Origin of the sequence: Rhodococcus sp. OK519 (assembly GCF_003051005.1) — a bacterium.
In the GTDB taxonomy this organism is placed as follows: Bacteria; Actinomycetota; Actinomycetes; order Mycobacteriales; family Mycobacteriaceae; genus Prescottella.
Map to the genome: position 1 here is coordinate 1,169,042 of NZ_QAOW01000001.1, position 21,538 is coordinate 1,190,579.

Here is a 21,538-nt window from a genome sequence, read left to right on the forward strand (position 1 = left end):
TCAGTCCGTGATGGTCGGCGGTGCCGTCAGGAACGGGCGCACCTCGAGCCATTCGTGGATCGGCTTGCCGCCCGCGCCGGGCGCGGCCGACAGCTCCCCGGCCAGTTCGAGGGCGCGCTCGTGGCTGTCGACGTCGATCATCATCCAGCCGGCGATGAGGTCCTTCGTCTCGGCGAACGGTCCATCGGTCACCGGCGGCCGGCCGTCGCCGTCGTACCGGACCCACATCCCCTCGGGGGCGAGCGCCTGAGCGTCGACGAACTCGCCGGTGCCCTCCAACCGGTCCGCGAAATCCTGCATGTACTTGATGTGGGCCGAGACTTCCTCGGGTGTCCACCGGTCCATCGGAACGTCGTTGACCGCCGCCGGGGCGCCGCGGTAATGCTTGAGCAGCAGATACTTGGCCATCGTGTTTTCTCCTCGGTGCTGGTGCGACCCATTGTGGTCGCATTCACTACCGGGACGGAGCCGGACACGGATTCTCGACATGGCCTTCCGCGAAGACTCCGGAACGGCCGAGACCCCCTGCGCGGGCAGGGGGTCTCGGTGTCGCTGAACTCGGAATCGAGTCGGGTTACAGCGGGATGTTCTTGTGCTGTCCGCGGTTGGCCGGCGCTGCGGCCAGAGCCGCAGTGATGACGCTGCGGGTCTTTGCCGGATCGATCGTCTCGTCGACGACGCCGATCGAGATTGCGCGTCCGACACCGCCGGCGATTTCCTCGTGCTCGGCTGCGAGACGGTCGTGCAGGGCCTCGCGCTCCTCTTCGGGAGCGGCGGCGAGGGCGCGCTTGTGCAGGATGCCGACCGCCGCCTTGGCGCCCATGACGGCGACCTCGGACTCGGGCCACGCGTACACCGCCGTCGCGCCCAGGGCCCGCGAGTTCATCGCGATGTACGCGCCGCCGTAGATCTTGCGGGTGACGAGGGTGACGCGGGGGACCGTGGCCTCGGCGAAGGCGTGCAGGAGCTTGGCGCCGCGGCGAACGACACCGTCCCACTCCTGGCTGACGCCCGGCAGGTAGCCGGGAACGTCGACGATGACGACCAGCGGGATACCGAAGGCATCGCACAGGCGCACGAACCGGGCCGACTTCTCGGCACTCTCCGAGTTGAGGCAGCCGCCCAGACGCAGCGGGTTGTTCGCGATCACGCCGACGGTACGGCCGCCCAGGCGACCGACACCGGTGACGATGCTGCGGGCCCAGTTTCCCTGGAGTTCCTCGAAGCTCGACTCGCCCTCGACGTTGTCCAGGAACTCGTGGACGATCGGGCGCACGTCGTACGCACGCTTGGCGGATTCCGGCATGAGCGCGCGCAGATCGGTGTCACCGTGCTCGGCGGCCGCGAGATCGAACTCGCCCTGCTCGCAGAACATCGACACCAGGCGGCGGGCGCGGTGGTAGGCGTCGTCCTCGTCGTGCGCGGCAATGTGCGCGACGCCGGACTTCTTGGTGTGGGTGTCGGGGCCACCGAGCGTGGCCATGTCGACCTGCTCGCCCGTGACGCTCTTGACGACGTCCGGTCCGGTGACGAACACCCGGCCCTCGGGGGCCATGATCACGACATCGGTGAGGGCGGGGCCGTAGGCGGCGCCGCCGGCCGCGAAGCCGAGCACGACGGAAATCTGCGGGACGAGACCGGACGCGCGGACCATGGCTTCGAAGACCAGGCCGACTGCGTGCAGGGCCTCGACACCCTCGGCGAGACGCGCGCCGCCTGAGTGCCACAGGCCGACGACGGGGGCACGATCGTCGATCGCGGTGTCGATCGCGGTGACGATGTGCTTGCAGCCTTCGACGCCCATCGCGCCGCCCATGACGGTGGCGTCGGAGCAGTAGGCGATGGTGCGAACACCGTCGATCTCGCCCGATGCGGCGAGCACACCGGACTTGTCGCGGTCGTGCAGCGGTACGACGGTGCCGGCATCGAACAACTTGGCGAGACGCGCGAGCGGGTCACGCGGATCGGTCGATGCTTCTGACTGCGTCGCGGGAGCCAAGACGGTCATGATGTCCTCCTGAGCATGCCCACCTGGGGCGAAAGTTCGGGGGTGGGGACCCGGGTGCGGGTCCCCACCTGCGATCCAGCAAGGTTCGGCTGGGTTATGCCCGGCCGAAGGCGAGCGCGACGTTGTGCCCACCGAAACCGAACGAATTGTTGATCGCGAAATCGATGTCGCCGTAGCGGGGTTCACCCTTCACGACGTCGAGATCGATCTCCGGATCTTGGTTGTCCAAGTTCAGTGTGGGAGGAATGACTCCCTCTCGCACGCTGAGGACAGTGAGCACAGCCTCGAGGGCGCCGACGGCGCCGATCGAGTGGCCCAGTGCCGACTTGGGCGCGTACACCGCAGAATGCGTGCCGACCGCCGCCTTGATGGCGATGCTCTCGGCGATGTCGCCGATCGGTGTGGCCGTCGCATGTGCGTTGACGTGCTTGATGTCGGTCTTGCTGAGACCTGCGGTCTCGATGGCCCGGGTCATGGCGCGCGCCGCGCCCGTGCCTTCCGGATCGGGCGCCACGATGTGGAAGCCGTCCGAGGTGATGCCGGCGCCCAGCAGGCGCGCGTGGATCGTCGCCCCGCGTGCCTTGGCGTGTTCCTCGGTCTCGAGGACCATCAAGGCTCCGGCCTCGCCGAAGACGAACCCGTCCCGGTTCTTGTCGAAGGGGCGCGAGGCCGCCTTCGGGTCGTCGTTCCGGGTGCTGAGCGCGCGCATCATTGCGAAGCTCGCGATCGGCACAGAGCCGATGCTGCCCTCGACGCCACCTGCGACGACGATGTCCGCATCCCCCAGAGCGATCATGCGGAACGCATGAGCGATGGCCTCCGACCCGGACGAGCACGCCGAAACAGGCGTGATCACGCCCGCACGCGCGCCGAGTTCGAGTCCGACGGTGGCCGACGGGCCGTTCGGCATCACCATCTGAACCGCGAACGGCGACACCTTGCGGTATCCGCCCTCGCGCAACCTGTCGACGGCGTCGACGAGAGCTTCGCCGCCGCCGAGCCCGGTGCCGATGACAACCCCTAGTCGATCCTTGTCGACCTCGGGGCTGCCGGCGTTCTGCCAGACCTGCCGACCGAGCACGAGAGCGAGTCGCTCCACGAAACTCATCCGTCGGATCTCGACCCGGCTCAGTGCGTCGTCGAACGGGACCTTCAGTTGGCCACCGAAACGCACAGGCAGATCGAATTCCTCGACGAACGAACCGTGGAGAACATCGATCCCGCTCTCACCGGCCAGCAGGCCCTTCCACGTGCCATCCACATCTCCGGCTACCGACGTCGTAGCCGCGAGGCTGGTGACGACGATGTTCGGTAATCGCCCTCGGGCAGAAGCGGAAGTCACGGTTGTCTCACTCGTCGTCGTTCTTGGCGGCCTCGAGCTTGGCCTTCACGGTCTCCGCTGCGTCGCCGCCCTGGGCCTCGACCTTCTGGATGTAGGAGACGACGTCGCCGACGGTGCGCAGGCTCGCGAGATCCTCGTCCGGGATCTTCACGCCGTACTTGTCCTCGGTCTGGACAGCGATCTCGACCATCGACAGCGAGTCGATGTCCAGGTCGTCGACGAAGGACTTCTCGATGGTGACCTCGGACGGCTCGATGCCGGTGACCTCTTCGATGATCTCGGCGAGGTTGGCGATGATGTCTTCCTGGTTGGCGGCCACTAGGTGGCTCCCTTCTCGTTTCGATGTTCGTGTGGTGATGATCGGTGCGGGCGGGCCGCACCGATGCGCGCGTGGATGTGCGCGCACATGGTCAACCGACTTCGGTGAGTTCGGTCAGGGCGGTTATGTCTCCGGGGGATTTCAGCGCCACGGTCGGTGTGCCGCGCATCTCGCGCTTGGCGATCCCGATCAGGGTGCCAGCCGGAGGAAGTTCCGCGATTGCCGTGACCTGGGCGGTCCGCAGCGTTGCGGTGCACAGATCCCAGCGCACAGGTCGGGTCACCTGCGCGGCCAGCTTAGTCAGGGCATCGGCACCGGAGGTGACCGGCGCGCCGTCCGAATTGGACAGCAGCGTCCGCGTCGGATCCCCGGGGGTGATTCGGGCGGCCGCCGCGGCCACGGCGTCCTGAGCCGGTGCCATGAACCGGGTGTGGAACGCCCCGGCGACGGGCAGAGCCCGCACGCGGGCCTTCTCCGGTGGAGCCGCGGCGAGCTGCTCGAGCGCGTCGAGTCGCCCGGCCGCGACGATCTGTCCGGCCGCGTTGCGGTTGGCCGGAGTCAGGTCGAGTTCTTCGAGACGGGACAGGACGGCGTCCTCGTCCCCACCGAGCACCGCCGACATTCCGGTGGGCTCGAGCGCACAGGCCTTCGCCATCTCCGCGCCGCGGATCGCGGCGAGGGTCACGGCGTCGTCGGGGGAGAGCACTCCGGCGACTGCCGCCGCCGCGAGTTCCCCGATCGAATGTCCGGCGACGATGGTGTCGGCCGGGATCAGGTCGCGTCGTTCGAGTTCCTCGTAGGCGAGGAGCGCGGCGACGACGACGAGGGGCTGAGTCACCGCGGTGTCGGTGATCTCCTCGGCCGTGGCGGTAGTGCCCAGCCGAACGAGATCGAGACCCGCGGCCTTCGACCACAGCGTGACGCGATCGTGTGCGCCCGGCAGGTCCAGCCAAGGGCTGAGCATGCCGGGTGTCTGTGAGCCCTGACCCGGGGCTAGCAACGAAATCACGCTATCCAGGGAACACCTCGGGTGGACGTCTGCGAGATGTTGTCGGCCATGAAACCTGGACACGTGTTTTGTAGGGTTCCTACAAAAATCCACGTCAGCGGCGGCTATCGAAATCGGGCGCTCTCGCGTTACGTTCCGACGTTCCGGATTGCGAATTTTGTGACTGATGTGTCGGAAGTCGACGTTTGAACGTGCGTTTGGGCAAGTCGGCCGACTGTGGCTGCGACGCGGAGCACATACGCATCGCGTGGGTTCGTGGGATCTCGGCGCGTGATTTCTGAAATTCGCTTCAATCGATAGCGGACCGTATTTGGATGAACAAACAGCTGACGGGCACATGCCTCGACGGCGCCGCCGGAGTCCAGATAGGCGTCGAGCGTGTCCGACAGCGACGATCCGGCGGCGGCGAGCGGCTGTATCAAATGCTCATTCAGGGCGGCGACCGCTGCGGTGTCTCCGAGCAGGGCTCGTTCGGGCAGAAGCTCGGCAGCGAACACCGGCCGGGGAGCCCCGCGCCAGCCCACGACGGCTTCCATTCCCGCCAGCGCCTCGACTGCGCTGAAGTGTGCGGCACCCAGGCTCGGGGTCGTCGGACCGATCACGACGGGGCCGCCGGAGAACTTGTCCATCAGATCGGTCATGAACTCCCGAGCCGCCTTGCTGCCGTGCAACTCGCCACTGACGACGAGGACGAGCCGCTCGCCCTGGATCACCGCGAGCGCCCCGCGGTCGTGGCGCTGCGCGGTGGTGTGCACGGTGCCGATCACCGACACGCCCTCTTCGGGTGGGGGTGTGCCGACGATGACCGTCGCCGGTGCGGTGGCGTCCCAGTTCAGCGTTGCCGCGCGCGACTGCAGGTCGGACCCGGTATCGCCCCGCACGACCGCATCGACGACCAGCGCCTCCAGCCGGGTGTCCCATGCGCCGCGGGACTCGGCGGCGCTGGCGTACACCGAGGCGGCGGCGAATCCGAGCTCGCGTCCATACCGCAGAATCGCCTCCGTGAGGGCCACGAGCTGACGGTCGTTGCGGGCAAGCGCCGGCAGCCGCTGCTCGAAGAACTCCATCGCCACGCGCACCATGTCGACCGTCTGCAGCAGCGTCAGGCGGCGGGCGAGATCCTGCGGAATCACCTGGTAGGCGTCGATGGTGAAGCGGATGTCGCTGTCGGAGTCGGTGAGCCACTCGAGGAAGTTGACCACCGACTTCTGGACGATCATCTGGACGCTCGCGCGCTGCTCCGCATCGAGGTCCGCGAAGAACGTCAGCTGGTCCTGCATCGAAGCGATCGCCTCGGTCGACAGCCGTCCGGAGAACTGCTTGACCCGGCGCAGCAGAGCGTCGGGCAGTGAATCGCGGGTGGGCCGGCCACCCGTCCCGGCGACGGGGGGCTGATAGCGGACACGTCGCGCCGGAGTGGGCGCCGGCGCCTCGTGCAGCGTGGGCGGCTCCGGTGAGCTGTTCGACGTCTCGGGCTGATCCTCGGCCATGAAAGGAACTTACGCCCGCCGCCTGCGTGAGGTCCGGGGGACACTCGTGCAGGCGACGGGCGCGTTCAGTGGCCGATCGGCCGGGTGATCGTCTCCGTTCAGGCGACGCCGGGATCCGACGTCGAGACCGGCGCGGCCAGCACGTCGTCGATTCGGTACCGAGCGGCGGCCTCGACGGCCTTCGACCGGTCGACCTCACCGGACTTCGCCAGCGCCGACAGGACGGCGACGACGATCGACTCGGCGTCGACGTTGAAGAACCGCCGCGCGGCCGTGCGGGTGTCCGAGAAGCCGAACCCGTCGGTGCCGAGCGTCGTGTACGAGCCGGGCACCCACTGACGGATCTGGTCCGGCACCGCGCGCATCCAGTCGGAGGCCGCGACGAACGGGCCCTGCGCCTGCGAGAGCGCCTTGGTCACGTACGGCGTCGGCGCATCCTCGCCGGGATTGTGCAGTGCCGAGCGCTCGCACTCGACGCCGTCGCGGCGCAGCTCGCCCCACGACGTCACCGACCACACGTCCGCGGCCACGCCCCACTCGTCCGCGAGCAGCTGCTGCGCCCGCACACCGTCGGGCATCGTGACGCCCGAGACCAGGATCTGTGCCCGCGGTGCGGAGCGCCCCTCCTGGTCGCCGGAAATCTCTGCCGGCTTGAACAGGTAGATGCCCTTGAGCAGGCCCTCGACGTCGAGGTTCTCGGGCTCTGCCGGCTGCTGGTACGGCTCGTTGTAGACGGTCAGGTAGTAGAAGATGTTCTCGCCACCGAACCCGTCCGTGCCGGGCGTGCCGCCGTACATGCGACGCAGGCCGTCCTTGACGATGTGCGCGATCTCGTACGAGAACGCCGGGTCGTAGGACACCGCTGCCGGGTTGGTGGACGCGAGCAGCAGCGAGTGGCCGTCGGCGTGCTGCAGGCCCTCACCGGTGAGGGTGGTGCGGCCGGCGGTGGCGCCGAGCACGAAGCCGCGGGCCATCTGGTCCGCCGCGGCCCACAGGCCGTCGCCGGTCCGCTGGAACCCGAACATCGAGTAGAAGATGTAGACCGGGATCATCGGCTCGCCGTGCGTGGCGTACGACGTGCCGACCGCGGTGAACGAGGACGTCGAGCCGGCCTCGTTGATGCCCTCGTGCAGGATCTGGCCGACCGAGCTCTCCTTGTAGGCGAGCATCAGTTCGGCGTCGACCGACGTGTACAGCTGCCCGTTGCGGTTGTAGATCTTCAGCGACGGGAACCACGAGTCCATGCCGAACGTGCGAGCCTCGTCGGGGATGATCGGCACGATTCGCTTGCCGATCTCCTTGTCGCGCAACAGCTCCTTGAGGATGCGCACGACCGCCATCGTCGTCGCGATCTCCTGCTTGCCCGAGCCCTTGCGCACGACGTCGTAGGTCTTGTCCGCAGGCAGCGCGAGCGGTGCGGCGTCGGTGCGGCGCGACGGCAGGAACCCGCCGAGCGCCTTGCGGCGCTGCAGCATGTACTGGATCTCCGGCGAATCCGTGCCCGGGTGGTAGTACGGGGGCAGGTACGGATCCTTCTCGAGTTCCGCGTCGGAGATCGGGATGCGCTGGATGTCGCGGAAACGCTTGAGGTCGTCGAGCGTCAGCTTCTTCATCTGGTGCGTCGCGTTGCGGCCCTCGAAGTGCTTGCCGAGGGTGTAGCCCTTGATGGTGTGCGCCAGGATGACCGTCGGCTGGCCCTTGTGCGCCATCGCCGCCGCGTACGCTGCGTGGATCTTGCGGTAATCGTGACCGCCGCGCTTGAGGTTCCAGATCTCCTGGTCGGTCATGTCCGCGACGAGGGACTTGGTGCGCGGGTCGCGTCCGAAGAAGTGCTCGCGGACGAACGCGCCGTCGTTCGCCTTGTACGTCTGGAAGTCACCGTCCGGCGTCTCGTTCATGAGGTTGACGAGCGCGCCGTCCTTGTCGGCGTGCAGCAGCGAGTCCCACTCGCGACCCCATACGACCTTGATGACGTTCCAGCCGGCGCCGCGGAAGAACGACTCCAGCTCCTGGATGATCTTGCCGTTGCCGCGGACCGGGCCGTCGAGACGCTGCAGGTTGCAGTTGATCACGAACGTCAGGTTGTCGAGGCCCTCGGTGGCCGCGACGTGCGCGAGACCGCGCGACTCCGGCTCGTCCATCTCGCCGTCGCCGAGGAACGCCCACACGTGCTGATCCGCGGTGTCCTTGACGCCGCGATCGTGCAGGTAGTGGTTGAAGCGCGCCTGGTAGATGGCGTTCATCGGGCCTAGGCCCATCGACACCGTCGGGAACTCCCAGAAGTCCGGGAGCAGGCGCGGATGCGGGTAAGACGGCAGGCCGCCGCCGGACTGTGCGTGGCTGGCCTCCTGGCGGAAGCCGTCCATCTGCTCGGCCGGGATCCGGCCCTCGAGGAACGCGCGCGCGTAGATGCCCGGGGACGCGTGACCCTGGACGAAGATGTGGTCGCCGCCGCCCGGATGGTCCTTGCCGCGGAAGAAGTGGTTGAAGCCGACCTCGTAGAGCGCGGCCGACGACGCGTACGTCGAGATGTGGCCACCGACGCCGACCCCGGGCCGCTGCGCGCGGTGCACCATGATGGCGGCGTTCCAGCGGATCCAGGCGCGATACCGACGCTCGACGTCTTCGTCACCGGGGAACCACGGCTCGTTCTCGGTCGGGATCGTGTTGACGTAATCGGTCGACGTCAGTGCGGGGATTGCCACGTGCTTCTCCCCGGCGCGCTCGAGCAGGCGCAGCATCAGGTAGCGGGCACGGGCCGATCCCGAACGGTCGAGCAGACCGTCGAACGATTCGAGCCACTCCGTGGTCTCGTCCGGATCGATGTCCGGCAGGTAGGACGCCACGCCCTCGCGGATGACGCGAACCCGGCCGTCGGCGCCGGGCTGCGCGTTCGCAGCAGGTGGCTGGACCGCTCCGGAAACGCCCGGTGTGTCGGCGTTCGGTTGAGACGCGGGCCCCTGGATCAGGTCTGACAAGGTGTGCTCCTCATTGTGGTGGGACGCGCGGTGTCACGTCCGCTCCATCCGGACGGTCCTTGTTAGGGCCGGCCGACTTTCCATATGAATATGGCGCAGCCCTCATCTTTCACCATCCACAGCCGCGTGGCACCCCCGCTCCTGTTGTCCGGTACCCGGCGCGTCGTGGCGGCTCGACCTGCCCCGCGAACGTCCAGTTCGCGGCGATTCTCGGGCATCCGGCGAGACTTTCTCGAGGTTTTCGGGGTCGTCGGCTTGCGCGAAAGCCTCCGACCATGTTCGCTTTCACCTATTGATCGACGGATGCTCGATCGCCACCAGAGGTTTGCAGGCTCGCGCGAGGCATGAAGCGGGAGGCTGCGACCGACCGAACAGAGGAGGACACCACCGTGGTCGCCGCGGCGGACGCCCAGAACTACGCTCAGAAGCTTGGCATTACCCCCGATATGGCGGTTCAGGAACTGGGCTGGGACGAGGACACCGACGATGAGTTGCGCGCGGAGGTGGAAGCGGCCATCGGTGGGGAGATGGTCGACGAGGACTCCGACGAGGTCATGGACGTCGTGCTGCTGTGGTGGCGCGAGGGGGACGGTGATCTGGTCGACGCACTGATGGACGCCATCGGTCCGCTGTCCGATGACGGTTTTGTGTGGGTTCTCACCCCCAAGACCGGCCAGCCCGGACACGTCGAACCCAGCGAGATCGCCGAGTCCGCACCCACAGCAGGTCTGACCCAGACCTCGGCTGCGAACCTCGGGATGTGGAGCGGCAGCCGGCTGGTACAGCCGAAGGCCCGCGCGCCCAAGCGCTGACCTCCAGATCTCTCTTCCACTCACTTCCGCACGGCGTACGTTGGTCGTGACGGATGTGCTGCCGTACCCGACGTTAGGAACAGGCATGCCTCTCGAGGTGGGCGCAGTCGCGCCCGATTTCACGCTCAAGGATCAGAACAACCAGGAAGTGACGCTGTCGGACTTCCGCGGTGAGAAGAACGTCCTTCTCGTGTTCTATCCGCTGGCGTTCACGGGTGTCTGCCAGGGCGAGTTGTGCCGCGTGCGCGACGAGCTTCCGAAGTTCCAGAACGACGATGCCGAGATTCTCGCGATCTCGGTGGGCCCCTCGCCGACCCACAAGATCTGGGCCGCCGAGCAGGGCTACACGTTCCCGCTGCTGTCGGATTTCTGGCCGCACGGAGCCGTCGCCGAGGCGTACGGGGTCTTCAACGACAAACTCGGATTCGCCAATCGCGGCACCTTCGCGATCGACAAGGAAGGCGTCATCCGGTTCGCCGAGATGAACGGCCCCGGCGAACCCCGTGACCAGGCAGCTTGGGAGAAAGCGCTCACCGCGCTAAAGTCCTGAATGCGAATCCGGCGACATTGCGTCGCCGGATTTCGGGCGTGTAGCTCAGTGGTAGAGCTCTGGTTTTACACACCAGCGGTCGGGGGTTCGAAACCCTCCGCGCCCACATCGGAACCCCGCACTCGCGCATTGCGATGCGGGGTTTTTCACGTTCGTTCACACCGAATCCTGTCCCGGCCGAGCCGATACTGGAGGGACCACGACGGAACGGACGAAGATGGCGACGGACCCCACCGTCGATCCGACAGCGATCGACATCACACTGAACCCGATGCGGCAGCATCTTGTCGGGATCACCGCGCACAAACACCTGCCCTTCGACGTCCCGGTGATCAGCGAGATCGCCGACAACCTGTGGCAGGGCGGTTGCCGGGAGGGGCTGGTGCTGCCGGATTTCGTCACGCACCTCGTCTCCCTCTATCCGTGGGAGCAGTACGACATCCGGCACACCGTCGACTCCGAGATGTACGTGCGCATGTACGACAGCGCCGAGCAGGGGTTCGAACAGGTGGACGCGCTCGCGGCGTGGGTGAACGTGTGCCGGCAGACCGGGCCGGTGCTGGTTCACTGCCAGGTGGGACTCAACCGCTCGAGCCTCGTGGCCGGGCGGGCGATGGTGCTGTCCGACGAGGCGGACCCGGCGGGGGCGATCGCGGTACTGCGGGAGCGGCGGTCGCCGGCGTGCCTGTGCAACGAGACGTTCGAGGAATGGCTGCTCGGGGCGCCCGCGTCAGACGCCCGCGACGCCGAGTAGCTGCCCGATCCCATAGGTGACGGCCATCGCGAGCGCGCCGCCCGCCACCACCCGCAGCACGGCGCGGGACCGGCGTGCGCCGCCCAGCCGGGCGCTGAGGCTGCCCGTGATCGCCAGCGCGATGAGCACCGCCACGAACGTAACCGGGATCCGGGCAGTGGCCGGGGGTAGCAGGATCGCAAGCATCGGGAGGATCGCACCCACGGTGAACGAGATTGCCGACGCGCCGGCGGCCTGCCACGGATTGGTGAGCTCGTCCGGGTCGATGCCCAACTCGGCCTCGGCGTGCGCGGCGAACGCGTCGTGCTCGGTCAGTTCCTCCGCGACCATCCGTGCCGTTTCGGGGGACAGCCCCTTCGCCTCGTAGAGCGACGCGAGTTCCTCGAGTTCGGCGTCGGGAATGGTCGACAGCTCGAGCTTCTCCTTGGCGAGCAGCGCCCGCTCGGTGTCGCGCTGGGTGCTCACCGAGACGTACTCGCCCAGCGCCATCGACACCGCGCCGGCCGCGAGACCGGCCAGGCCCGCGGTGAGGATCGGCCCCCGATCGGTGGTCGCGGCCGCCACACCGACCACCAGGCCGGCGACCGAGACGATGCCATCGTTGGCGCCCAGCACGCCCGCCCGTAACCAGTTCAGGCGCGACGACAGGGAACCCAGGTGCGGTTCCGCGTCGTGGACGCCGACAGGACCGGTTTGATCGGGCGACTCCTTGCGCGAGGTCACATCTCGAAGACTATTGCGCTCGCGCGCGCTCGACCAGCAATGGAAGGCTGTCCGAAGTCGGGGCTGGAATGCGCCCGCGACGCGCAGGTAGGGTCGGCCCGGAACACTTCGAGTATGGGGGAAATGTCCGCATGGGTGTGTTGATTCTGCTTGTCGTCCTGTTGATTCTGGTGCTGGTTGCCGGGATCTTCGTGTTCGTGCTGCGTACGAGGAAGCCGGCGACCCCTCGCCGCGTCGATCCGCTTGCCGACTACCCGGAGGTCTACGACCCGCACAAGATCGGGGTCGGCGACATCGTCACCTACGCCGGCATCGACCATGTCGTGCGCGGCACCATCGTCCTCGACGAGGAGGGCTACCAGTGGCGCGAACACCTGCTGGACGGCTCCACCGGGCGCCGCTGGCTCACCGTCGAGGACGACGAGGGCGAACTCGAGATGACGCTGTGGATGCGCCGCGAGGGGACCGGCCTGGAGCCGGGCGGCGACGTCGTCCTCGACGACCGCGTCTATCGGAAGATCGAGTCGGGCTCGGCCCGGTTCACCGCCGAGGGCACCACCGGCACGGCGCCGACCGGGTCTATGGACTACGCCGACTACGAGACCGCAGACAAGACAGGCCTGCTCGCGTTCGAGCGGTGGGCCAAGACTTCCTCGTGGGAGGTCTCCACCGGCCGCGCTGTCACCCGCAGCGAACTGACGGTGATTCATTCCGGTCCCGCAGAATGAGCGTGCATCTCCTCGACGTCGCACCGACGGATGTGGATGCCGGCGCGTTGGGCCTCGTGCTGGGCGCACCCGCGCCCGCGGCGCTGGCCGCGCTGTCCCTGCACGACGACATCGCGGGATCCGTGATGCTCGGTGTGCTGGGGGCGTCGCACGTGGTGGTCGCCGAATCGGGCGGACGGGTGCTGACCGAGCAGGTGTCGTGCGACGCCGTGCGGTCCGGCGGCACACGACTGCCGGAAGTGGAAGAGCAGCAGGGCTATCGGTTCGTCTCCCGCACCGAGCTGGTGGCGGAGGACGAGTTCCGGCGGCGCGCCGCGACCCTCCGCGACGAGGCTTCGGGGGAGCAGTGGGTGTGCGGCGCGTTCCCGGGAGATCGGGACGCGCTGACCGCCCTGACCGCCAGCGCGGATGCCGGCGAATGGCACTGGCGCACCTGGCATCTGTATCCCGGCCCCGGCGGCGGAACCGTCGTCTCGACCGAGAGTCGGTGGCGGCCGTGAGGCGGGCCGCGGCCGGCGCGGTCCTCACTGCCGTCGTGCTGCTCACCGCCGGATGCGGCGGGAGCAGCAGCGTACGGGACCACCTGGCTGACAACTTCGAGAACCGTGGCTCGCAGGGCGACATCACCAACTACTGGTCGCCGGACCCTGTCGGCACGGTGGCGACGCGCATCGTCGACGAGGACCAACCGTCGGCGCGAAAGGCCGACGGCGGCAACGAGTACCTGCGTTACAACGACGACATCGTCACCGTCGGCCCTGCCGCGGGCGGCGGCAGCAACATCTCCGTCGAGGACCTCGACGGCCGTTACCGCGGCGGGCATTTCGTCTATCTCGGGCCCGGATTCACGCCCGGATCGCCGGCCGCAGGCAACACCTCCGGGGGATCCGGGGACGCGAAATGACCATCCTCACTCAGCAACCCGGGAGCGCGAACATGACCGTGACGAACCTGGCCGCCGCCACCGAGATCGGAACCGTCGAGTTCCTGCCGATGGTCGGGGGCGTGCTCGCCACCCTCGCGTTCTTCGCGGTCGGGGTGGCCGTGTTGGCGGCGGGCTTCGCGATGCTCGACGCACTCACCCCGGGCAACCTGCGTCACCAGGTGTACGTCGAGAAGAACCCCAACGCGGCCCTGCTGCTCGGTGCGAACCATCTGTCGCTGGCGATCATCGTGGTCACCGCGATCATGACGAGCTCCGACGGGTTCGCGCAGGGGTTGGCCGATTCGCTGGTCTACGGCGTCGTGGGTGTGGTCCTGCAGGCCGCTGCGCTGGCGATCATGAACGTGCTGCTGCCCGGACGACTCGTCGCGCTGGTGGCCGAACCCCGCATGTGCGGCGCGGCATGGGCCGTCGCGGTGACCCTGTTCTCGGTGGGCCTGGTCAACGCCGCCGCCCTGTCGTGACCGTGGCCGCTCCGCCGCAGGCCCCGGCGGCCGCCCCCGCGCTGGGGCGGAGGTCGCGGGTGCTGTTGCTCGCCGCCGTCGCCGCGTGCGCTGCGTGCGGGCTGGTGTACGAACTGGCGCTGCTGACGCTGTCGGCGAGCCTGACCGGCGGGGGGATCACCGAAACCTCGCTCATCGTCGCGGGATTCGTCGCGGCGTTGGGGCTGGGCGCGCTGGCGGCCAAGCCGCTGCTCTCGCGTGCCGCGCCGTCGTTCGTCGCGGTCGAGGTGGCGCTGGGCCTGGTCGGCGGAGTGAGCGCCGCGGCGCTGTACGTCGCGTTCACGTTCCTGGGATCGTCGACGTGGGTCCTGGTGCTCGCGACTGCGGCCATCGGCATGCTGGTCGGCGCCGAGGTGCCGCTGCTCATGACGCTGTTGCAGACCGGCCGCGACACCGACGCGGCCGACACCGGCAAGGTGCTCGCCAATCTCAACGCCGCCGACTACGCGGGTGCCCTGATCGGCGGCCTCGCGTGGCCGTTCCTTCTACTGCCGGCGGCGGGACTGATCCGGGGGACCGCGCTCACCGGCATGGTGAACCTGGTGGCCGCGGCCGTCGCCGCGCTGTTCCTGCTGCGCGGACACCTGAAGCCGGTCGCACGGGCCGCGGCGATGCTGGCGCTGTTGCTCGCCGCGGCGCTGCTCGGCACCCTGCTGGTGCGCGCGTCGGACATCGAGACGACGTCGCGCCAGCGCCTCTACCCGGACCCGGTGGTGTACGCGCAGCGCTCGCAATATCAAGAGATCATCGTCACCGAGCGTTCCGGCGACGTCCGCCTCTACCTGGACGGCGATCTGCAGTTCTCGAGCCGCGACGAGCACCGCTACACCGAGACACTCGTGTACCCGGCACTCGCGCGCGATCCGCAGCGCGTGCTGATCCTCGGCGGCGGCGACGGCCTCGCGGCGCGAGAGGTGCTGCGTCAGGACGGGATCCGCGAGATCGTCCAGGTGGAGCTGGATCCCGCGGTGCTGGACCTGGCGAACACCCGACTTCGTGATCTCAACGGCGGCGCGCTCGAGGACGACCGGGTGCAGGTGGTGACGGACGACGCGTTCCGGTGGCTGCGTGAGCGGCCCGGGGACGGGTTCGACGCCGTGATCGTCGACCTGCCCGACCCCGACACCCCGACGCTGGGCCGCATGTACTCCACCGAGTTCTACGGGTTGGTCGGGGCCGCACTGAATCCCGGTGGGCTGATGGTGGTGCAGTCGGGCAGCCCGTACTCGACCCCCGACGCCTACTGGCGCACGGTCAGCACCGTCGAATCGGTGGGTCTCGGCGTGACGCCGTACCACGCCTACGTGCCCAGCTTCGGCGACTGGGGTTACGTCCTCGCGCAGTCCGGACCGCCACCGGCCCTGGAACTCTCGCCGTCGGCGGCACCGCGCCGCTTCCTCGACGAGGCGACCCTCGCGGCGTCCGCCGTGTTCTCCCTCGATCGCCAGCGGCGCGACCTCGAGCCGTCGACCCTCGACCGGCCGCGCATCGTCGACGACATGCGGCGGGGATACGAGCGGTAGCGCGACCGCGGAGAACACCTGTCGAATATCGGGGTGTGACGCGGTCGCCCGATGGCGCGGTTGATACAACTACCGACGTGTCTCGCTCTCCACGCTCGCCGGTCCGTCGCCCCCGCCCCACGGCCCGTGCGGCGGGACTGCTGCTGGGGTACGCCGCCGATCGAGTATTCGGTGATCCGCGGCGCGGACATCCGGTCGCCGGCTTCGGCCGGACCGCGATGGCCGTCGAGAAGCGCACCTACGCCGACAGCAAGCTCTCGGGCGCCGCGCACACCGCGATCCTGGTCGGGGCGACAACCGCGGTAGGGGTGTGCGCCGAGCGTCTCGGACGTCGTGCAGGTTGGGCGGGGGAGGCTGCGGTGACCGCCGCTGCGACGTGGACCGTGCTGGGTGGCACCTCCCTCGCCGGCGCCGGTCGCACGATGGCGCGCCTCCTCGATGCCGGCGATCTGACGGCGGCGCGGGACCTGCTGCCGTCGCTGTGCGGCCGTGACCCCGGCGTGCTCGACGCCGACGGACTGGCCCGCGCCACCCTCGAATCGGTCGCGGAGAACACCTCCGACGCGACCGTCGGCGCGCTGTTCTGGGGCGCAGTCGGCGGTGTACCCGGACTGCTCGCGTACCGGGCGTCGAACACGCTCGACGCGATGATCGGCTACCGCAACGACAAGTACCTGCGGTTCGGGTGGGCCGCGGCTCGCTGGGACGACGTGGTCAACCTGGCGCCCGCGCGGCTCACCGGCGCCTTGACCGTCGCGGTCGCACCCCTGGTCGGGGGATCGGCTCGCGGCGCGTGGGACGCGTGGCGGCGGGACGCGGCGAAGCACCCGAGCCCCAACGCCGGCGTCGCCGAGGCATCGACGGCCGGCGCGCTGGGTGTGATGCTCGGCGGCCGGACCGACTACCCACACGGCGTGGAGATGCGTCCCGAACTGGGGTCGGGGCCGGCGCCCGTGACGGCCGATCTCGAACGCGCCGTCCGATTGTCGTCGGTGGTGCAGGCGGGTGCGGCGGTTACCGCCGCGGTCCTGGCGCTGGCCGTCGTCCGCCGTCGCTGAGGAGGCCCGCGACGAGTTCGTGCCGCCGGCGGAGTCAGTACAGACAGACATCCTGACGAACGGAGCGCACACCATGATCATCGTGGCGGGACACCTGACGGTGGCGGCGGAGGATCGCGCGGCCTACCTGGACTCGTGCCGGGACGTCGTCGAGCAGGCACGGTCGACGCCCGGCTGCGTCGACTTCGCGCTGGGGCCGGATCTGTTGCTCGCCGACCGCATCACCGTGCTCGAGGTGTGGAAGGACCGATCGTCACTCGACCGGTTCCGCGGCGCCGGACCCGACGACGCACTCGCGGACCGGATCATCGGGTTCGATGTGAAGGAATTCGAGTGTCAGCGGTTCTTGCCGTAGCGGTCCGCGAGCTTGGCCTGTGACTCCGTCAGCGGTGCTTCCTCGGTCTTGTTCTTCTTGCGCAGCCCGCGCCGGGACGGAAGCTGGAAGTCGTCGACGGGGGCGCTCGCAGCCTCGGCGGGCGCGGGTGCCGGGCTCTCCGGAACCGACGGCTCCGGGATGGAAGGCTCGGGGATGGAAGGCTCGGGAACGGAAGGACGCGGTGCGGGTGCATCGGGAACCGGACCCGGAACCGCCGCCGCTGCCCGCTGTTGCTTCGACTTGCGGCGCTCGCGCAGTTCGGCGCGCACGAAGTACGCGAGACCGAGCGGGGCCATGATGCCGAACGCCAGCCACTGCAGGCCGTACGACAGGTACGGGCCCGCGTCCATCTGCGGCAGGGGGATGGTGCCGAGGCCGCCCGGTTGGGCGTCGTCCAACTGCAGGTAGCCGTTCAACAGATCGGTGCCGACGAACTGCCCGATCTGACCGGAGTCGATGTAGTACACCTGCCGGGTACCGGACTCGGTGATCGGCTCCTTGCCGGGAACGGTGCCCTCCGACATTCGGATTCGGCCCTCGACGGTCACCTCGCCGGTGGGAGGTGCCGGAATGGGCGGCGCCTCGGTGCCCTGCTCGGGCCGGACGTAACCGCGGTTGACGAGCAGGGTGTCGCCGCCGTCGAGGCGCATCGGCGTGAGCACCTCGAAAGCGGGCTTGTCCTCGACCGAGCGCAGCCGCACGAGCAGGTCGCTGTCCGGGACGTAGGTGCCGGTCGCGAGGACCTTGCGCCACTCGTCGTTCGCGACGGGACCGTTCGCGTCGAGCAGCGTGTCGATCGACACGGCTTCCGCATTCAGCGACTGCTCGAGCAGGCTGTTGCGCTCCTCGTTCCTGGTGTTCTTACCCAGCTGCCACGGGGCCAGCACGGTGAAACACATGAAGGCGAAACCGGCCACCACGGCTGCCAATGCCAGCCAGCCGGGTCGCAGCAGAAATGTCAGCCTTCGCACGGGTACCACGGTACTGGCTCGTGCGCAGGTCAGTTCTCCCGCACCCAGTCCAGCAGGCCCGGCACGGCGGCCTCGATCTGATCGCGCACGAGTTCGAAATCGGTCAGATCGCCGTAGTACGGGTCGGGGACCGAATCGCCGTCCGCATCGGGGTCGAAGCTGCGCAGCAGTCGACGCCGCTCGGTGGGCACACCGAGTCGGGCGAGGATCCGGTCGTGCCCGCGGTCGAGCGGAACCACCAGGTCGGCGGACAGATGATCGTCGTCGACCTGGGCGGCACGATGCCCGGTCGGGTACCCGGCGGCCTCGAGGATCTTGTCGGTGCGTGGGTCCGCGCCGTCGCCGACGTGATAGCCGTGGGTGCCGGCGCTCGTGACGCGGACCCGGTCGTCGAGGCCCGCACGGACTACGTGTTCGGCGAAGATCCGCTCCGCCATCGGCGACCGGCAGATGTTGCCGGTGCATACGAAGGTGACGTGAATCATGCTCATGTCATGCCGCCCGGGTCAGGATGCGCGTGAGGTCGGCCACCGTCGGGGCCGACCACCGAGCGGCCCGCGCCTCCTCGGCGGTGCCGTAGCCCCACTCGACGAACACCGTCGGAATGCCCCAGTGTCCGGCGCCGTGGACGTCGTGCTCACGGTCGCCGATCATCACGACGTCATGAGTGCTGCCGGGCGTCGCGGGCAGTCCCAGCCCGCCGAGGACGTGCTCGATGACGTCGGACTTGGCGCGTCGCGCGCCGTCGCTGCTGGCACCGCCGATCACCTCGAAGTAGCGGTCGAGCCCGAAGTGCTCGAGGATCCGGATGGCGAACTTCTCGGTCTTCGACGTCGCGACCGCCATCCGCGCCCCGGTGTCGCGGGCGGCCGCGAGCATCGGTTCGATCCCGTCGTAGACCTCGTTCTCGGACCAGCCGACCGCGTCGTAGCGCTCGAAGTACGCCGCCAGCGCACCGGCGGTGGCGGCGTCGTCCAGACCCATGCCGCGCATCGAGTCCATGAGCGGCGGGCCGATCACCGTCGCGAGCATGTCCGCCGTCGGCTCGGGACGGCCGACCGCCGTGAGGGCGTGCCGGAAGCCGTTGTGGATGCCGAGCGCGGAGTCGGTGAGGGTGCCGTCGAGGTCGAACAACAGGACGGGGGCGAGGGGTGAAGCGGAGGTTGTCACTCGTTCATTGTGCTCAGACGCCCGCGGCGGCGCGCACCGGCTCGCGCCGTAGGCTCGACGGCTATGGAATTCGGTTCGTCAGCGGTGGACACACTCGCGCGTCTGCGCCACCACGGCGACGCCGAGGCGAGCCCCGGTCTGCTCGACTTCGCGGTCAACGTGCAGGGTGACGGCCCGCCGGAGTGGCTGCGGCGCAGGCTCGCCGACGCACTGTCCGGGCTCGGCCGCTACCCGGCCGCGGAAGCCGACCTCCGGGCCCGCGAGCAGGTGGCGGCCCGGCACGGTCGCGAACCGCAGGAGGTGTTGCCGCTGGCCGGCGGCGCCGAGGGTTTCGCGATGCTGCCGCGGCTCGCGCCGCGTGAGGCCGCGCTGATCCACCCGTCGTTCACCGAACCCGAACTCGCGCTGCGTGAGGCCGGGGTCCCCGTCACGCACGTGACACTCGACGCCCCGTACGTGCTCGATCCGTCGGCGGTTCCCGAGTCCGCGGATCTCGTGGTGCTCGGCAACCCCACCAACCCGACGTCGGTGCTGCACCGCGCCGACGAGGTCCTCGCGCTGCGCCGCCCCGGTCGCATCCTCGTCGTCGACGAGGCGTTCATGGACGCGGTGCCGGGGGAGAGCGAGTCGGTGGCGGGCCTGTCGCTGCCCGACGTCGTGGTGCTGCGGAGCCTGACGAAGACGTGGGCGCTGGCCGGCCTGCGCTGTGGGTACGCGCTGGGCCACCCCGACGTGCTGGACCGGCTGACGGTGGGCCGCCCGCACTGGCCGGTCGGCAGCCTGCAACTCGAGGCGATCACCGCGTGCAGCGAACCGGCGGCCGTCGCGCAGGCCGGCGAGATGGCGGCGAAGATCGAGCACCACCGCGACACGATGGTGGACCTGCTGCGGGCGGCGGGCGTGCACGCGCACACTCCGGCGATGGCACCGTTCCTGCTGCTGCGGTTGCCCGACGGCGAACGCATGCGCACCCACCTGCGCGCCCGGGGCGTCGCGGTGCGGCGCTGTGACACCTTCCCGGGACTGGGACCCGACTTCCTGCGGGTGGCGGTGCGACCGCGCCCGCTGGCCCAACAGCTGATCGCGACGATGAGGGAGATCCTGTGACTCGACCGACCACCACCCCGACGTTGGCCTCCGTGATCGCGGCGCTCGAGCAGGCCTATCCGCCCGCGCTCGCCGAGTCGTGGGATTCCGTCGGGCTGGTCGCCGGAGACCCCGCCGACGAGGTCCGGAAGGTGGTCGTCGCGGTCGACGCGACCGCCGCCGTCGTCGACGAGGCCCTCGCGACCGGCGCCCAGCTGCTGCTGGTGCACCACCCGCTGCTGCTGCGCGGCGTCGATACCGTCGGCGCGCACACCCCCAAGGGCGCGCTGCTGCACCGCCTGATCCGCGGCGGGTGTGCGCTCTACAGCGCCCACACCAACGCCGACCGCGCCGACCCGGGCGTGTCCGATGCGCTCGCCGGCGCACTGGGCCTGGTCGACACCCGTCCGCTGATCCCGATCCCCGACACGGTCACCGACAAGTGGGTGGTGATGGTCCCCACCACCGACACCGCTCGGGTGCGCGAAGCGCTGTTCGCGGCCGGTGCCGGCGAACTCGGCGACTATCGCGAATGCAGTTGGACGGTGACCGGCGACGGCCAGTTCCGGCCGCTGCCGGGAGCGAACCCGGCGCTCGGCGCGGTCGGGGAGGTCGAGGCGGTGCGCGAGGACCGCCTCGAGGTGATCGCACCGCGCAAGGCCCGTGCCCGGATCCTGTCGGCGCTGCGGGCCGCGCACCCGTACGAGGAGCCGGCATTCGACGTGTTCGAGACGGCGGACTTCCCCGGCAGCCGGGGTCTGGGCCGCATCGGCGCGCTGCCGCAGCCGCAGACCCTGCGCGAGTTCACGGCGCGGGTCGCCGCGGCGCTGCCGCGGACCGAGTGGGGTGTGCGTGCGGCGGGCGACCCCGACCGCGCCGTCCGCACCGTCGCGGTGTGCGGCGGCTCGGGTGATTCCCTACTCGACACGGTCACCGCACTGGGCGCCGACGTGTACGTCACGGCGGACCTGCGGCACCACCCCGCCGACGAGCACCTCCGCCGGGGCGGCCCGGCCCTGGTCGACGTGGCGCACTGGGCCAGCGAACAACCGTGGTGTGCGCAGGCCAAGGGTGTCCTCGACGACCGCTTCTCCGGCGTCGACGGATGGGACGTGCGCGTGACCGAACTGCGCACCGACCCGTGGACCGTCGCCTGCCACTGACGTGTGTCACAGCGGGTGCCCGATGTGGTCGG

The 21,538-nt window shown here is 69.3% G+C and carries 23 protein-coding genes and 1 tRNA gene; 13 read left to right on the forward strand and 11 right to left on the reverse strand.

What is annotated here, in order from left to right; translation table 11 throughout:
* The 7 genes from C8K36_RS05515 to aceE all read right to left on the reverse strand — a co-directional run bounded on the left by C8K36_RS05515 (position 1) and on the right by aceE (position 9,146).
* A complete protein-coding gene (locus C8K36_RS05515; protein WP_107983343.1) occupies positions 1-408 on the reverse strand; it encodes a YciI family protein in 408 nt (135 codons plus the stop codon).
* Positions 409-574: 166 nt separating this feature from the next.
* Complete coding sequence (locus C8K36_RS05520; protein ID WP_107983344.1) at positions 575-2,008, reverse strand: acyl-CoA carboxylase subunit beta; 1,434 nt, start codon at positions 2,006-2,008, stop codon at positions 575-577.
* Between the two features lie 94 nt (positions 2,009-2,102).
* Positions 2,103-3,350 (reverse strand): KasA/KasB family beta-ketoacyl-ACP synthase, encoded by a 1,248-nt coding sequence (locus C8K36_RS05525; protein ID WP_107983345.1) that lies wholly within the window; start codon positions 3,348-3,350, stop codon positions 2,103-2,105.
* Positions 3,351-3,357: 7 nt separating this feature from the next.
* Positions 3,358-3,669 carry a meromycolate extension acyl carrier protein AcpM gene (acpM, locus tag C8K36_RS05530; protein WP_107983346.1) on the reverse strand — a complete coding sequence of 104 codons (312 nt, stop codon included), beginning with the start codon at positions 3,667-3,669 and terminating at the stop codon, positions 3,358-3,360.
* Positions 3,670-3,760: 91 nt separating this feature from the next.
* Positions 3,761-4,678, reverse strand: a complete 918-nt coding sequence (locus C8K36_RS05535) for an ACP S-malonyltransferase (protein ID WP_107983347.1) — start codon at positions 4,676-4,678, stop codon at positions 3,761-3,763.
* Between the two features lie 128 nt (positions 4,679-4,806).
* Positions 4,807-6,168 (reverse strand): PucR family transcriptional regulator, encoded by a 1,362-nt coding sequence (locus C8K36_RS05540; protein ID WP_107983348.1) that lies wholly within the window; start codon positions 6,166-6,168, stop codon positions 4,807-4,809.
* Between the two features lie 98 nt (positions 6,169-6,266).
* The gene (gene aceE / locus C8K36_RS05545) at positions 6,267-9,146 is read right to left on the reverse strand and encodes a pyruvate dehydrogenase (acetyl-transferring), homodimeric type (RefSeq protein ID WP_107983349.1); all 2,880 of its coding nucleotides are present in this window, start codon (positions 9,144-9,146) and stop codon (positions 6,267-6,269) included.
* Between the two features lie 389 nt (positions 9,147-9,535).
* On the opposite strand from aceE, the gene C8K36_RS05550 reads away from it, so the two are divergent.
* The 4 genes from C8K36_RS05550 to C8K36_RS05565 all read left to right on the forward strand — a co-directional run bounded on the left by C8K36_RS05550 (position 9,536) and on the right by C8K36_RS05565 (position 11,262).
* Positions 9,536-9,958: a DUF3052 domain-containing protein gene (locus C8K36_RS05550; protein ID WP_107983792.1), complete on the forward strand. Its 423-nt coding sequence runs from the start codon at positions 9,536-9,538 to the stop codon at positions 9,956-9,958.
* Between the two features lie 85 nt (positions 9,959-10,043).
* Complete coding sequence (locus tag C8K36_RS05555; protein ID WP_107983350.1) at positions 10,044-10,508, forward strand: peroxiredoxin; 465 nt, start codon at positions 10,044-10,046, stop codon at positions 10,506-10,508.
* A 34-nt stretch (positions 10,509-10,542) separates the two neighbouring features.
* Positions 10,543-10,614: transfer RNA gene (locus C8K36_RS05560), tRNA-Val, on the forward strand.
* 111 nt (positions 10,615-10,725) lie between these two features.
* On the forward strand, positions 10,726-11,262 hold the full coding sequence (locus tag C8K36_RS05565; protein WP_107983351.1) for a protein-tyrosine phosphatase family protein: 537 nt from the start codon (positions 10,726-10,728) through the stop codon (positions 11,260-11,262).
* Here C8K36_RS05565 and C8K36_RS05570 read toward each other — a convergent pair.
* Entirely contained in the window at positions 11,239-11,985 is a 747-nt protein-coding gene (locus C8K36_RS05570) for a VIT1/CCC1 transporter family protein (protein ID WP_107983352.1), read from the reverse strand. The two genes, C8K36_RS05565 and C8K36_RS05570, sit on opposite strands and share 24 nt — an antisense overlap.
* 131 nt (positions 11,986-12,116) lie before the next feature.
* On the opposite strand from C8K36_RS05570, the gene C8K36_RS05575 reads away from it, so the two are divergent.
* From C8K36_RS05575 to C8K36_RS05605, 7 genes are all read left to right on the forward strand, one after another.
* A complete protein-coding gene (locus C8K36_RS05575) occupies positions 12,117-12,713 on the forward strand; it encodes a DUF4178 domain-containing protein (protein WP_107983353.1) in 597 nt (198 codons plus the stop codon).
* Positions 12,710-13,213 (forward strand): DUF2617 family protein, encoded by a 504-nt coding sequence (locus C8K36_RS05580; RefSeq protein WP_107983354.1) that lies wholly within the window; start codon positions 12,710-12,712, stop codon positions 13,211-13,213. Before C8K36_RS05575 ends, C8K36_RS05580 begins: the two co-directional genes overlap by 4 nt.
* Entirely contained in the window at positions 13,201-13,617 is a 417-nt protein-coding gene (locus tag C8K36_RS05585; protein WP_107983355.1) for a DUF4247 domain-containing protein, read from the forward strand. Before C8K36_RS05580 ends, C8K36_RS05585 begins: the two co-directional genes overlap by 13 nt.
* Positions 13,618-13,649: 32 nt before the next feature.
* A complete protein-coding gene (locus C8K36_RS05590) occupies positions 13,650-14,120 on the forward strand; it encodes a DUF350 domain-containing protein (protein WP_181319452.1) in 471 nt (156 codons plus the stop codon).
* Positions 14,060-15,682: a polyamine aminopropyltransferase gene (locus C8K36_RS05595; protein ID WP_420910846.1), complete on the forward strand. Its 1,623-nt coding sequence runs from the start codon at positions 14,060-14,062 to the stop codon at positions 15,680-15,682. The genes C8K36_RS05590 and C8K36_RS05595 overlap by 61 nt, the downstream gene beginning before the upstream one ends.
* Before the next feature lie 77 nt (positions 15,683-15,759).
* The gene (locus C8K36_RS05600) at positions 15,760-16,740 is read left to right on the forward strand and encodes a cobalamin biosynthesis protein (protein WP_107983358.1); all 981 of its coding nucleotides are present in this window, start codon (positions 15,760-15,762) and stop codon (positions 16,738-16,740) included.
* A gap of 73 nt (positions 16,741-16,813) precedes the next feature.
* The gene (locus C8K36_RS05605; protein WP_107983793.1) at positions 16,814-17,095 is read left to right on the forward strand and encodes a putative quinol monooxygenase; all 282 of its coding nucleotides are present in this window, start codon (positions 16,814-16,816) and stop codon (positions 17,093-17,095) included.
* On the opposite strand, the gene C8K36_RS05610 is transcribed toward C8K36_RS05605, so the two are convergent.
* Genes C8K36_RS05610 through C8K36_RS05620 form a run of 3 tightly spaced genes read right to left on the reverse strand, consistent with a single transcriptional unit; the run spans position 17,077 to position 19,257 of the window.
* Positions 17,077-18,087 (reverse strand): SURF1 family protein, encoded by a 1,011-nt coding sequence (locus C8K36_RS05610; RefSeq protein WP_107983359.1) that lies wholly within the window; start codon positions 18,085-18,087, stop codon positions 17,077-17,079. The genes C8K36_RS05605 and C8K36_RS05610 overlap by 19 nt on opposite strands.
* 29 nt (positions 18,088-18,116) lie before the next feature.
* Positions 18,117-18,572 carry a low molecular weight protein-tyrosine-phosphatase gene (locus tag C8K36_RS05615; RefSeq protein WP_107983794.1) on the reverse strand — a complete coding sequence of 152 codons (456 nt, stop codon included), beginning with the start codon at positions 18,570-18,572 and terminating at the stop codon, positions 18,117-18,119.
* A 7-nt stretch (positions 18,573-18,579) separates the two neighbouring features.
* Entirely contained in the window at positions 18,580-19,257 is a 678-nt protein-coding gene (locus C8K36_RS05620; protein WP_107983360.1) for an HAD hydrolase-like protein, read from the reverse strand.
* Positions 19,258-19,320: 63 nt separating this feature from the next.
* On the opposite strand from C8K36_RS05620, the gene cobC reads away from it, so the two are divergent.
* Positions 19,321-20,364, forward strand: coding sequence for an Rv2231c family pyridoxal phosphate-dependent protein CobC (cobC, locus tag C8K36_RS05625; RefSeq protein WP_107983361.1), 1,044 nt, complete (start codon positions 19,321-19,323; stop codon positions 20,362-20,364).
* Positions 20,361-21,506, forward strand: coding sequence for a Nif3-like dinuclear metal center hexameric protein (locus C8K36_RS05630; RefSeq protein ID WP_107983362.1), 1,146 nt, complete (start codon positions 20,361-20,363; stop codon positions 21,504-21,506). Before cobC ends, C8K36_RS05630 begins: the two co-directional genes overlap by 4 nt.
* The last annotated feature ends 32 nt before the right edge of the window (positions 21,507-21,538 follow it).